Below are 13,585 nucleotides of genomic sequence, written 5' to 3' on the forward strand. Positions count from 1 at the left end.
CCCAGGGGCTCCGCCCCTTCGACCCCGGGCTGGCGGAGGGTGGGTGGGGCCGGCCCTGAAGGGGCCTTGTCCTCAAGCGCCGGACGGGCTGAAGTGGGGGGCTGGGGTGGGTGGGGAGGTGCTGGTTGTGGGTGGGGCCGGCCCTGTACGGGCCTTGTCCTCAAGCGCCGGACGGGCTGGGAGTGGGCTGGGGTGGGTGAGGGAGGTGCGCGTTGTGGGGGGAGGTCGGCCCTGTACGGGCCTCGTCCTCAAACGCCGGACGGGCTGGAGTGGGGTGGGGTAGTCGTCTGGCGTCTGATGGGTTAGTGGGGTGGGGTGTTGAGGTCCTGGGGGAGTAGGGACGCCAGCCAGCAGTCTCTGCGTACGCCCTTGTTTTCGGTTGCTGCTCGGAGTGTGCCTTCGAATGTGAAGCCTGCGTTTTGGGCTACCGCTCTTGAGGAGGTGTTGCCTACTTCCGCTCGCCATTCCAGGCGGGCTGTGGACAGGTGGGTGAAGGACCAGTGGGCTGCTGTGAGGGTGGCTTCTGTGGTGTAGCCCTGGGAGCGGTGTGGCTTGGCTGTCCAGAAGCCGATTTCTGTGGTGCCTGGGGTGCGGGGGGTGAGGCTCAGCATGCCGGTCAGGGGGCCCTGGTGGAGGTAGACGCCGAAGGTGTACATCGTGTTCGTCGCCCAGCCTGCGGGGGCGATGTCCGTGGTGAACGCGTGGGCGTGTTCGGGGAGGTAGGGGGACGGGATCGTCGTCCAGCGTTGGATCTCGGGGTCCTGGGCGGCTGCGTGGACCGCTTCGGTGTCCTCTGGGCCCACTGGGCGCAGGGTCAGGCGGGCCGAGGTCAGGGTGACGGGCTGCATTGGGTGATTCTGCGGGGGGCGTCGATTTCTCGTCGAGGTGGCACTATCCGTGGGCGCCGGACGTTGTGAGGGTGGGCTGTGTCACGGCGGGCCTCCCGGCGTGGTGGGGTCCTCGCATACGATGGCCGTTGCTCAGCAACATAAGGAACCACCGACCGTCCCAGGCCCGACCGGCAAGGAGACCAACCCCCGTGTCCGTCCTCTCGAAGCTCATGCGTGCAGGCGAAGGCAAGATCCTGCGCAAGCTGCACCGCATCGCGGACCAGGTCAACTCCATCGAAGAGGACTTCATCGACCTCTCCGACGCCGATCTGCGCGCCCTCACGGACGAGTACAAGCAGCGGTACGCCGATGGTGAGAGCCTGGACGACCTGATGCCCGAGGCGTTCGCCACGGTGCGCGAGGCCGCCAAGCGCGTCCTCGGCCAGCGGCATTACGACGTACAGATCATGGGCGGCGCCGCGCTGCACATGGGGTACGTCGCGGAGATGAAGACCGGCGAGGGCAAGACGCTGGTCGGCACGCTGCCCGCGTATCTGAACGCGCTGTCCGGCAAGGGCGTGCACCTCATCACGGTCAACGACTACCTGGCCGAGCGCGACTCCGAGATGATGGGCCGGGTGCACCGCTTCCTCGGTCTCGAGGTCGGCTGCATCCTGGCGAACATGACGCCGGCGCAGCGCCGCGAGCAGTACGCCTGCGACATCACGTACGGCACGAACAACGAGTTCGGCTTCGACTACCTGCGCGACAACATGGCGTGGTCGCAGGACGAGCTGGTCCAGCGCGGCCACAACTTCGCGATCGTCGACGAGGTCGACTCGATCCTGGTCGACGAGGCCCGTACGCCGCTGATCATCTCCGGCCCGGCCGACCAGGCGACGAAGTGGTACGGCGACTTCGCCAAGCTCGTACTCCGCTTGAAGAAGGGCGAGGCGGGCAACCCGCTGAAGGGCCTGGAGGAGACCGGCGACTACGAGGTCGACGAGAAGAAGCGCACGGTCGCGATCCACGAGTCCGGTGTCGCCAAGGTCGAGGACTGGCTGGGCATCGACAACCTCTACGAGTCGGTGAACACCCCTCTGGTGGGCTACCTGAACAACGCCATCAAGGCGAAGGAGCTCTTCAAGAAGGACAAGGACTACGTCGTCATGGACGGCGAAGTCATGATCGTCGACGAGCACACCGGCCGTATCCTCGCCGGCCGCCGCTACAACGAGGGCATGCACCAGGCGATCGAGGCGAAGGAAGGGGTGGACATCAAGGACGAGAACCAGACGCTCGCCACGATCACCCTCCAGAACTTCTTCCGCCTCTACAAGCGCGCCGACCACAGCGGCAAGGACGTCGCGGGCCTGTCGGGCATGACGGGTACGGCGATGACCGAGGCCGCCGAGTTCCACCAGATCTACAAGCTCGGCGTCGTCCCGATCCCGACGAACCGGCCGATGGTCCGCAAGGACCAGTCGGACCTGATCTACCGCACCGAGGTCGCCAAGTTCGAGGCGGTCGTCGACGACATCGCGGAGAAGCACGAGAAGGGCCAGCCGATCCTGGTCGGCACGACCTCCGTCGAGAAGTCCGAGTACCTCTCGCAGCAGCTCTCCAAGCGCGGCATCCAGCACGAGGTGCTGAACGCGAAGCACCACGAGCGCGAGGCGTCGATCGTCGCGCAGGCCGGCCGCAAGGGCGCTGTCACGGTCGCGACGAACATGGCCGGCCGCGGTACCGACATCAAGCTCGGCGGCAACCCCGAGGACCTCGCCGAGGCGGAGCTGCGCCAGCGCGGCCTCGACCCCGAGGAGCACATCGAGGAGTGGGCGCAGGCGCTGCCCGCCGCGCTGGAGAAGGCCACGCTGGCGGTCAAGGCCGAGAAGGACGAGGTCGAGTCGGCCGGCGGCCTCTACGTGCTGGGCACCGAGCGGCACGAGTCGCGCCGTATCGACAACCAGCTCCGCGGTCGTTCCGGGCGTCAGGGCGACCCCGGTGAGTCGCGGTTCTACCTCTCCCTCGGTGACGACCTGATGCGGCTGTTCAAGGCGCAGATGGTCGAGCGCGTGATGTCCATGGCGAACGTGCCGGACGACGTGCCGATCGAGAACAAGATGGTCACCCGCGCGATCGCGTCCGCGCAGTCGCAGGTCGAGCAGCAGAACTTCGAGACGCGCAAGAACGTCCTGAAGTACGACGAGGTGCTCAACCGGCAGCGCGAGGTCATCTACGGCGAGCGGCGGCGCGTTCTTGAGGGTGAGGACCTTCAGGAGCAGGTCGTGCACTTCATGGACGACACGATCGACGCGTACGTCTCCGCCGAGACGGCCGAGGGCTTCGCCGAGGACTGGGATCTCGACCGGCTGTGGGGCGCGTTCAAGCAGCTCTACCCGGTGAAGATCACCGTCGAGGAGCTGGAGGACGCCGCGGGCGACCGCGCCGGGCTCACCGCCGAGTTCCTCGCCGAGTCCATCAAGGACGACATCCACGCGCAGTACGAGGACCGGGAGACGCAGCTCGGCTCCGAGATCATGCGGGAGCTGGAGCGGCGGGTCGTGCTGTCCGTCCTCGACCGCAAGTGGCGTGAGCACCTCTACGAGATGGACTATCTCCAGGAGGGCATCGGGCTGCGGGCCATGGCGCAGAAGGACCCGCTGGTCGAGTACCAGCGCGAGGGCTTCGACATGTTCACGGCCATGATGGACGGGATCAAGGAGGAGTCCGTCGGCTACCTGTTCAACCTGGAGGTCCAGGTCGAGCAGCAGGTCGAGGAGGTGCCCGTCTCCGACGCGGTGACCGACCTGGAGAAGCAGGACGCGGTTCCCGCGCAGGCCGGTGCCCGTCCCGAGATCCGGGCGAAGGGTCTCGACGCGCCGCAGCGGCAGCGGCTGCACTTCTCCGCGCCGACCGTGGACGGCGAGGGCGGCACGATCGAGGGTGACTTCGACGAGGACGAGGAGCCGGTGCGGTCCGAGGCGGACGGGCTGACCCGTGCGGAGCGGCGCAAGCAGGCGAAGGGTGCGAAGCGGCGCCGGAAGTAGATACGGCGGGCGCTGAGTACGGCGAGAGCTGAGAAGGGCTGGACACTTTCGGGTGTCCGGCCCTTCGGCTTGCCCGGGTGCGGCGCGGTCGGCCGGGGTGTTCAGGGGTTCCTGCTGTCCAGTTCCACCGCTGTGCAGCGCCAGCGGCGGTCCGGGCCGAGCTCCAGGCGGAAGGCCATCGCGCGCAGGCGGGAGCCGGTGGAGATGCGGGCGAACGCCTCGATCGCGCCGGGGCGGGGCATCTCGTGGCCGAGGTCGCGCAGGACCGGGGCGGTGCCTCGGGCGGTGCGCAGGGGGCCGTGTTCCGCGAGGCGGGCCAGGTCGTCGTAGGCCTCGCCGAGGGTGTGACGGAGCATCGCGTGGACCGGGTGGCGGCCGGTGAGGACCGCGAGGAGGCGTTCCGCGAAGAGGTCTGCGGGGTGGGGTTGGGCGATCGGCCTGCGGGGGGTCTGGGTGGGGACTCGGGTCGCGTCCGGGAGAGGGGTGCGGGTCGTTCGGGAGGTGCGGGTCGCGGGAGGGCGGTTGTCGGTGGGGCGGGTGCGGGAGGTGGGGCCGCTGCCCGGGGGACGGCCGGCGGGGGGTGCGGTGCGGGGGGTGGCGCCGGGCGGGCGGCCTCCTGGGGTGCCGGGGGCGCTGAGGGTGGTGGCGGTGCTGGTGGGCTGGGTGCGGTTCTGGGTCCTCGTCATGACCTTGCGCATGGGGCTCCCCGTTTCTCGGTGCGGTGTGGGTTGCATACCGGTTGGTAACTTTCTGTTGTGGATCTTCTACGGGGAGTGATCGGGGATGGCAAGGGGAGCGGGAAGCGGGGTAGGGAGGGGGGAAAGTCAACCGTTATGGGTGAGCCGGGGTGCTGGAGTGCTGGTCGGACAGGGGTGCGATGAGCTGGTTTTTTCGTGCGGTTGACGGGTTCGCGATGGTGCTGGGGGACTCGAAAGGGGACCGGCGCACGTATCCTCGGGGGGAATCAAGCGGAGTCTCCGAGCAGGAAAGCGGCCGTCCATGCGCGTCTACGTCCCCCTGACCCTTACCGGGCTCGCCGAGTCGTACAAGACGGGGGAACTGGGGAGCGGGCCGCTGGTCGCGTACGCCGTGACGCCCGCGCTGCGCGAGTGGTACCTGTCGGACGACATCGAGGAGCTGGAGTACGCCGCCCTCAGCCGTGCGGCGCTCGCGTCCCTGCGGCAGCTCGCCGCGGACGCCGGAGCGCCCCGACGCCGGGTCGTCGTCGCCGTGGACGTACCCGACGGCCGTGCCGCCGCCGACCCCGACCGGGCGCTGGACGCCTCCGCGGTGGGCGAGGTCCGCGTCTCCGGCGCCGTACCGCTCTCCAAGGCCGCGGCCGTCCATGTCGACGCGTCCGACGCGGAGGCCGACATCACCGCGGCGGCCTCGGCGCTGGCCGCGGCGGACGGCGGCGACGACGACGCGCAGTTCGTGGTGGACGGGGCCGAGGACCACGAGCTGCTGTGGTTCGCGACGCAGGAGATCCCGGGGCTGGTGGGGCTCGGGGGGTGAACCCCCGTTCGCCCTGTGGTGCCCCTCTGACCTGCGGTGTTGTAGCCCCGAGGTCGGGTTGTCAGTGGGGCCGGGTACGTTGGAGGGCATGGGGAAGATGGCTGGTGCGCATATCGTCTGGGACTGGAATGGGACCCTGTTCCACGACAACGAGGCGGTTATCGGGGCTACCAACGCGGCGTTCGCCGAAGTGGGGCTGGCGCCGATCACCATGGAGCGGTACCGGGAGCTGTACACCGTTCCGGTGCCCCGGTTCTACGAGCGGTTGATGGGGCGGCTGCCCACCCAGGCGGAGTGGGAGGTGATGGACGTCCTCTTCCATCGGTACTACGCCGAGCACAGCGGGGGGTGTTCGCTCACCTCGGGAGTGGCCGAACTGCTCGGGCAGTGGCGCGGTGCCGGGCGCAGCCAGTCCATCCTCAGCATGTACGAGCACGACGAACTCGTCCCCCTCGTCCGGGGGTTCGGGATCGAGGCGCACTTCGTCCGGGTCGAGGGGCGGGTGGGGCCGTCGGGCGGGAGCAAGGCCGAGCACATGGTGCGGCACCTGAAGGCGCTCGGCGAGGTCGACCCCCGGCGCACGGTCGTCATCGGGGACGCGTCCGACGACGCCCTCGCCGCCCTGCACGTCGGTGCCCGCGCCGTTCTCTACACCGGGGGGTCCCACAGCCGTACCAGCCTTGAGGAGGTCGGCGTACCGGTGGTGGACACGCTGGCGGAGGCGGTGGAGACGGCCGAGCGGATGGTGGCGTAGGGCGGGGGCCCGGCCGCCGGGGAAGGTGAGAGGACAGTAGGAAAGGCCGCCCCCCCGAAGCCCCGTTGAGCAGGGTGGCGCGCCGAGGGGAAGGGGGCGGACGGGGGAGCGTGGGGGCATTTCGTGGCCGGGCTGTGCAGGATGTCGAAGATCAGTGCTCTGGTTTGTACATATGCGGCTCATGACGGGCCCCCGGTGAGGAGCGATAGCCTGGTCCCGTGATCAGCGCGATATCTCGCGGGGGTGCGTTTTCCCCTGCCCTGCGCCCGGTCGGCACGGACGATGTCCGGCACCGGGCGGCGGTCGCTGGTCTTCGCGGGCGAGGCGGAAAACCGACGGTTCCGTGGACGTCGTACCTACCCCGGACGGCGGCGCCGAGAGCGGTGTCACACCTCCGGGGGACGAATATCCCCTCGTCCGTCTCCCCCCGCGGCATAGCGTCGAAGCAGACCGGACACCCCGCGTCGTGGCGTCCCGTGCCGGGGGAAGAGACCGAACTTCCTTCTACGTCACGCAACGGCGCGCGACAGGAGCCAGAGGACAATGCAGACCAAGCTGGACGAAGCCAAGGCCGAGCTGCTCGAAAGGGCGGCGCGGGTCGCTGAGAACAGCCCGGTCGGAGGGCACCTACCGACCGGGACGACCGCGGAGGGCACCGCCGGTGATCCGGACGCCACCGGGTCGGACGTCTCACCCCCGGACCACGACACCGTTCTCTCCTTCCTTCAGCGGTACTACCGTCACACGGCCCCGGAGGACCTCGGCGACCGCGACCCGGTCGACGTCTTCGGCGCCGCCTACTCGCACTACCGGTTGGCCGAGAACCGCCCCCAGGGCACGGCGAACGTCCGCGTGCACACCCCGACCGTCGAGGAGAACGGCTGGCAGTGCAGCCACTCGGTCGTCGAGGTCGTCACCGACGACATGCCGTTCCTGGTCGACTCGGTCACCAACGAGCTGTCCCGCCAGTCGCGCGGCATCCACCTCGTCATCCACCCCCAGGTCGTCGTACGGCGTGACGTCACCGGCAAGCTGATCGAGATCCTCCCCTCGGCCGACGACCTGCCGCACGACGCGCACGTCGAGTCCTGGATCCACGTCGAGACCGACCGCGAGACCGACCGCGCCGACCTGAAGCAGATCACCGCCGACCTGCTGCGCGTCCTGTCGGACGTACGGGAGGCCGTCGAGGACTGGGAGAAGATGCGCGAGGCGGCGCTGAGGATCGCCGAGGAGCTGCCCGCCGAGTCCGTGCCGGGCGACCTGCCCTCGCCGGAGGTCGTGGAGGCCCGCGAGCTGCTGCGCTGGCTGGCCGCCGACCACTTCACGTTCCTGGGCTTCCGCGAGTACGAGCTGCGCGAGGACGACTCGCTGACCGCCGTACCCGGGACCGGCCTCGGCATCCTGCGCTCCGACCCGCACCACGCCACCGACGAGTCCCACCCGGTGAGCCCGTCCTTCGAGCGGCTCCCGGCGGACGCGCGCGCCAAGGCCCGCGAGCACAAGCTCCTCGTGCTGACCAAGGCCAACAGCCAGGCGACCGTGCACCGGCGGTCGTACCTGGACTACGTCGGCGTGAAGAAGTTCGACGCGGACGGCAACGTCGTCGGCGAGCGGCGCTTCCTCGGCCTGTTCTCGTCGGCCGCGTACACGGAGTCGGTGCTGCGGGTCCCCGTGATCCGCCGCAAGGTCGACGAGGTGCTGACCGGCGCCGGGTTCACCCGCAACAGCCACGACGGCCGCGACCTCCTCCAGATCATGGAGACGTACCCGCGCGACGAGCTGTTCCAGATCCCGGTGGACGAGCTGCGCACGATCGTCACCAGCGTCCTGTACCTCCAGGAACGCCGACGGCTGCGGCTCTACCTGCGCCAGGACGAGTACGGCCGCTACTACTCCGCGCTGGTGTACCTCCCGCGCGACCGGTACACAACGGGCGTACGGCTGCGGATCATCGACATCCTGCGCGAGGAACTCGGCGGTATCAACGTCGACTTCACCGCCTGGAACACCGAATCCATCCTGTCCCGGCTGCACTTCGTGATCCGTGTCCCGCAGGGCACCGTGCTTCCGCAGCTCTCCGACGCCGACAAGGACCGCATCGAGGCGCGGCTCGTCGAGGCCGCGCGGTCCTGGGCGGACGCGTTCGCGGAGGCGCTGACCGCCGAGTGCGGCGAGGAGCGCGCCGCCGAACTGCTGCGCCGCTACGGCACCGCGTTCCCCGAGGGCTACAAGGCCGACCACACCCCGCGCGCGGCCGTCGCCGACCTCGTCCACCTCGAACACCTCGGCGAGCAGCAGGACTTCGAGCTCAGCCTGTACGAGCCCGTGGGCGCGGCCCCCGACGAGCGCCGCTTCAAGATCTACCGCAACGGCGAGCCGGTCTCCCTCTCGGCCGTGCTGCCGGTGCTCAACCGCCTCGGCGTCGAGGTCGTCGACGAGCGGCCGTACGAACTGCGCAACGCCGACCGCTCCTCGTCCTCCTGGATCTACGACTTCGGGCTCCGAGTGCCGGGCAGCGTCGAGCAGTTGGGCGACGACGGGCGCGAGCGGTTCCAGGAGGCGTTCGCCGCGACCTGGACCGGCGCCGCCGAGAACGACGGCTTCAACGCGCTGGTCCTGGGCGCCGGGCTGACCTGGCGGCAGGCGATGGTGCTGCGCGCGTACGCCAAGTACCTGCGCCAGGCCGGGTCCACGTTCAGCCAGGACTACATGGAGGACACCCTCCGCACGAACGTCCACACCACCCGGCTGCTGGTCTCCCTCTTCGAGGCGCGCATGGCGCCCGGGCGGCAGCGCGCCGGACGCGAGATCGTCGACGCGCTGCTCGAAGAGCTGGACGCCGCGCTCGACCAGGTCGCCTCGCTCGACGAGGACCGCATCCTGCGCTCGTACCTGACCGTCATCAAGGCGACCCTGCGCACCAACTTCTTCCAGACCACGGCCGACGGCACCCCGCACGCGTACGTGTCGATGAAGTTCGACCCGCAGGCCATCCCCGACCTGCCCGCGCCGCGACCGGCGTTCGAGATCTGGGTGTACTCGCCGCGCGTCGAGGGCGTCCACCTGCGGTTCGGGAAGGTCGCGCGCGGGGGGCTGCGCTGGTCGGACCGGCGCGAGGACTTCCGTACCGAGATCCTCGGGCTGGTCAAGGCGCAGATGGTCAAGAACACCGTGATCGTGCCGGTCGGCGCGAAGGGCGGGTTCGTCGCGAAGCAGCTGCCCGATCCGAACGTGGACCGGGACGCGTGGCTCGCTGAGGGGATCGCCAGCTACAAGACGTTCATCTCGGCGCTGCTGGACATCACGGACAACCTCGCGGGTGGCGAAGTTGTGCCTCCGCGCGATGTCGTCCGGCACGACGAGGACGACACGTACCTCGTCGTCGCGGCCGACAAGGGGACGGCGACGTTCTCCGACATCGCCAACGCCGTCGCCGAGTCGTACGACTTCTGGCTCGGGGACGCCTTCGCGTCCGGCGGGTCCGCCGGGTACGACCACAAGGGCATGGGGATCACCGCGCGCGGTGCCTGGGAGTCGGTGAAACGGCACTTCAGGGAGCTGGGCGTCGACACGCAGACCGAGGACTTCACGGTCGTCGGGATCGGTGACATGTCCGGGGACGTGTTCGGGAACGGGATGCTGCTGTCCGAGCACATCCGGCTGGTGGCCGCCTTCGACCACCGGCACATCTTCATCGACCCGAACCCGGACGCGGCCGTCGGTTACGCCGAGCGGCGGCGGCTGTTCGAGCTGCCCCGGTCGAGTTGGGGCGACTACAACGTCGACCTGATCTCCGCCGGGGGCGGGATCTTCCCGCGCAGCGCCAAGGCCATCCAGCTCAACGGGCACATCCGCGAGGCGCTCGGCATCGAGGCGGGCGTCGGCAAGGTGACGCCGGCCGACCTGATGAAGGCGATCCTCCAGGCGCCGGTCGACCTGCTGTGGAACGGCGGCATCGGGACGTACGTCAAGTCCAGTACGGAGTCCCAGGCCGACGTCGGCGACAAGGGCAACGACGCCATCCGCGTCGACGGCGCCGACCTGCGGGTCAAGGTCGTCGGCGAGGGCGGCAACCTCGGGCTCACCCAGCTCGGGCGCATCGAGTTCGCGCTGGCCGGCGGGAAGATCAACACGGACGCGATCGACAACAGCGCCGGGGTCGACACCTCCGACCACGAGGTCAACATCAAGATCCTGCTCAACGGGCTCGTCACCGAGGGCGACATGACCGTCAAGCAGCGCAACAAGATCCTCGCCGAGATGACCGACGAGGTCGGCCACCTGGTCCTGCGCAACAACTACGCGCAGAACACCGCGCTGGCCAACGCGCTCGCCCAGTCCGGCGACATGCTCCACGCGCAGCAGCGGTTCATGAAGCACCTCGTCCGAGAGCGGCACCTCGACCGGGCGCTGGAGTTCCTGCCGACCGACCGGCAGATCCGCGAGCGGCTCGCCGCCGGGCAGGGGCTGACCAGCCCCGAGACCGCCGTCCTCCTCGCGTACACGAAGATCACCGTCTCGGACGAGCTGCTCCACACCTCGCTCCCCGACGACCCCTACCTGCGCGGGCTGCTCCACGCGTACTTCCCGAGCGCGCTGCGCGCGACGTTCGCCGAGCAGATCGACAGCCATCCGCTGCGGCGCGAGATCATCACGACCGTGCTGGTCAACGACACCGTCAACACCGGCGGGACGACCTATCTGCACCGGCTGCGCGAGGAGACGGGGGCCTCGCTGGAGGAGATCGTGCGCGCGCAGACCGCCGCGCGGACGATCTTCCGCTCGGCCGGGGTGTGGGACGCGGTCGAGTCCCTCGACAACCGGGTCCAGGCCGATGTCCTTACGCGGATCCGGCTGCACTCGCGGCGGCTCGTCGAGCGTGGGACGCGGTGGCTGCTCAACAACCGGCCGCAGCCGCTTCAGCTCGCCGAGACGGTCGAATTCTTCGCCGATCGCGTGGAGTCGGTGTGGGCGCAGCTGCCCAAGCTGCTGCGGGGCGGCGATCTGGAGTGGTACCAGAAGATCCACGACGAGCTGACGGGGGCGGGGGTGCCGGACGAGTGCGCGACCCGGGTCGCCGGGTTCTCGTCCGCGTTCCCGACGCTGGACATCGTGTCCATCGCCGACCGCAGCGGGAAGGATCCGCTCGACGTCGCCGACGTGTACTACGACCTCGCCGACCGGCTGCGGATCACTCAGCTGATGGACCGGATCATCGATCTGCCGCGTGCGGATCGGTGGCAGTCGATGGCCCGTGCGTCCATCCGGGAGGACCTGTACGCCGCTCACGCGTCACTGACGTCCGATGTGCTGGCCGTGGGGAACGGGACGTCCACTCCTGAGCAGCGGTTCAAGGCTTGGGAGGAGAAGAATGCTGCGCTGCTGGGGCGGGCTCGGGTGACGCTGGAGGAGATTCAGGGGTCGGATTCGTTCGACCTGGCGAATCTTTCGGTGGCTATGCGGACTATGCGGTCGATGTTGCGTACGCATTCGTAGGGGTACGTGGATGAGGGCGCCCCCAGCTGGGTTGGCTGGGGGCGCCCTCATGGTCGTACGTCATACAAGAAGGTGATCAGGCTGCTTTCTTCTTGCCGCTCGTGAACTCCTCGTACTCCTTCATGACCTCTTCCGTCGGGCCGTCCATCCGCAGCTCGCCCCGCTCCAGCCACAGCACCCGCTCGCAGGTGTCCCGGATCGACTTGTTGTTGTGGCTGACCAGGAACACCGTGCCCGCGTGGCGGCGCATCTCGCGGATGCGTTCCTCGGAGCGGCGCTGGAACTTCGCGTCGCCGGTCGCGAGGGCCTCGTCGATGAGGAGGACGTCGTGGTCCTTGGCGGCGGCGATGGAGAAGCGCAGGCGGGACCCCATACCTGAGGAGTACGTCCGCATGGGGAGGGAGATGAAGTCGCCCTTCTCGTTGATGCCGGAGAAGTCGACGATCTCCTGGTAGCGGTCCCTGATCTGCTCGCGGGACATGCCCATCGCGAGGCCGCCGAGGAAGACGTTGCGCTCACCGGTGAGGTCGCCCATGAGGGCCGCGTTGACGCCGAGGAGGGAGGGCTGGCCGTCCGTGTAGATCCGGCCGTTCTCCACGGGGAGCAGGCCCGCGACCGCCTTGAGCAGCGTCGACTTGCCGGAGCCGTTCGTGCCGATGAGGCCGATGGCCTCGCCCTTGTAGGCGACGAAGGAGACGTTCTTGACGGCGTGGACCAGGCGGGTGCCGGCCGCCTTCTCCGCGTTTCCGCGGCGCAGCATGCGGTTCAGGGCGGCGGTCGCGGAGCCTCGGCCGCCTACGCCGTTGACGCGGTAGACGATGTCGACCGCGTCGGCTACGACGGTGGGGACGCGGTCGTCGGGTTCGGCGGCGTTGTTCGTGTTCGCGGGGTTCTCAGCCACGGCCGTACGTCTCCTCAGCCTTCCAGAAGTAGATGAAGCCGCCGACGCCCGCGACGAGTGCCCAGCCCGTGGCCAGAGCCCACACGTGCGGGGGGAGCTGGCTGGCGTGGAAGCTGTCGATCAGCGCGTAGCGCATCAGGTCGATGTAGACGGAGGCCGGGTTGGCCTGGAGCACGTGGCCGGCCCAGGACGGCCAGTCGTGGTGCTTCCTGACCAGCTGGTCGATGCTCCACATGACGCCCGAGACGTACATCCACGTGCGCAGCACGAACGGCATGAGCTGCGCGATGTCCGGCGTCTTCGCGCCGAGCCGCGCCATGACCATCGAGACGCCCGTGTTGAACACGAACTGGAGCGCCAGCGCCGGGATCACCAGGAACCACGACAGGGCCGGCGGCACCCCCACCGCCAGCAGGATCAGCACGAGCGCCGCCATCGAGAACAGCAGCTGCTGGAGCTGCTGGAGGCAGAACGACACGGGCAGCGCGGCGCGCGGGAAGTGCAGGGCCCGCACCAGGCCCAGGTTGCCGGAGATCGCGCGGGTGCCCGCCAGGATCGAGCTCTGCGTGAACGTCCACACGAACACGCCCGTCACCAGGAACGGGATGTAGTCCGGCACCCCCTTCTTCGTGCCCATCAGCACGCCGAAGATCAGGTAGTACACGGCCGCGTTCAGCAGCGGCGTCATCACCTGCCAGACCTGGCCCAGCTTCGCCTGGCTGTACTGCGCGGTCAGCTTCGCCGTGGCGAACGCGGTGATGAAGTGCCGGCGCGCCCACAGGTCACGGACGTACTGCGGCAGCGACGGACGCGCCCCGCTGACCGACAGCCCGTGGCGCTCGGCCAGCGCCCTGAGGTCCGGGGGCGGGGTGGGGGTGGTCCGGGGCGGTGTGTCGAGTGCCTGGCTCACATCCGCTGCTTTCTTTCGGGGGTGGGGGTGCGCGATCCGGGCGCGGGGTTCGTTCACTGTCGCCGTCCACGCTGGGGGAACGTCCGGGGGGCCGTGTTTTCTTACGGTTCTCTTGGCGTTTCCTTA

The 13,585-nt window shown here is 69.2% G+C and carries 8 protein-coding genes; 4 read left to right on the forward strand and 4 right to left on the reverse strand.

The genetic code is table 11. The features are described 5' to 3' along the window. Nucleotides 1–302: 302 nt before the first annotated feature. A complete protein-coding gene (locus J8M50_RS07960; RefSeq protein WP_010356948.1) occupies nt 303–848 on the reverse strand; it encodes a GNAT family N-acetyltransferase in 546 nt (181 codons plus the stop codon). 191 nt (nt 849–1,039) lie between these two features. Here J8M50_RS07960 and secA point away from each other — a divergent pair, with 191 nt between their 5' ends. After that, on the forward strand, nt 1,040–3,880 hold the full coding sequence (secA, locus tag J8M50_RS07965; protein ID WP_010356947.1) for a preprotein translocase subunit SecA: 2,841 nt from the start codon (nt 1,040–1,042) through the stop codon (nt 3,878–3,880). A 101-nt stretch (nt 3,881–3,981) separates the two neighbouring features. On the opposite strand, the gene J8M50_RS07970 is transcribed toward secA, so the two are convergent. Further along, nucleotides 3,982–4,578: an Rv3235 family protein gene (locus tag J8M50_RS07970; protein ID WP_010356946.1), complete on the reverse strand. Its 597-nt coding sequence runs from the start codon at nt 4,576–4,578 to the stop codon at nt 3,982–3,984. Nucleotides 4,579–4,879: 301 nt separating this feature from the next. Between J8M50_RS07970 and J8M50_RS07975 the strand changes: the two genes are divergently transcribed. From J8M50_RS07975 to J8M50_RS07985, 3 genes are all read left to right on the forward strand, one after another. Beyond that, the gene (locus tag J8M50_RS07975) at nt 4,880–5,395 is read left to right on the forward strand and encodes a DUF6912 family protein (RefSeq protein WP_010356945.1); all 516 of its coding nucleotides are present in this window, start codon (nt 4,880–4,882) and stop codon (nt 5,393–5,395) included. Between the two features lie 88 nt (nt 5,396–5,483). Then, nucleotides 5,484–6,149 (forward strand): HAD family hydrolase, encoded by a 666-nt coding sequence (locus J8M50_RS07980; protein ID WP_010356943.1) that lies wholly within the window; start codon nt 5,484–5,486, stop codon nt 6,147–6,149. 543 nt (nt 6,150–6,692) lie between these two features. Further along, nucleotides 6,693–11,648, forward strand: a complete 4,956-nt coding sequence (locus J8M50_RS07985) for an NAD-glutamate dehydrogenase (RefSeq protein ID WP_010356941.1) — start codon at nt 6,693–6,695, stop codon at nt 11,646–11,648. Between the two features lie 76 nt (nt 11,649–11,724). On the opposite strand, the gene J8M50_RS07990 is transcribed toward J8M50_RS07985, so the two are convergent. Together J8M50_RS07990 and J8M50_RS07995 are read right to left on the reverse strand one after the other, a co-directional pair. After that, a complete protein-coding gene (locus J8M50_RS07990; protein ID WP_010356940.1) occupies nt 11,725–12,549 on the reverse strand; it encodes an ABC transporter ATP-binding protein in 825 nt (274 codons plus the stop codon). Next, the gene (locus J8M50_RS07995; RefSeq protein ID WP_010356939.1) at nt 12,542–13,459 is read right to left on the reverse strand and encodes an ABC transporter permease; all 918 of its coding nucleotides are present in this window, start codon (nt 13,457–13,459) and stop codon (nt 12,542–12,544) included. The genes J8M50_RS07990 and J8M50_RS07995 overlap by 8 nt, the downstream gene beginning before the upstream one ends. Between the last annotated feature and the right edge of the window lie 126 nt (nt 13,460–13,585).

This window comes from Streptomyces acidiscabies (assembly GCF_020010905.1).
Classification (GTDB): Bacteria; Actinomycetota; Actinomycetes; order Streptomycetales; family Streptomycetaceae; genus Streptomyces; species Streptomyces acidiscabies.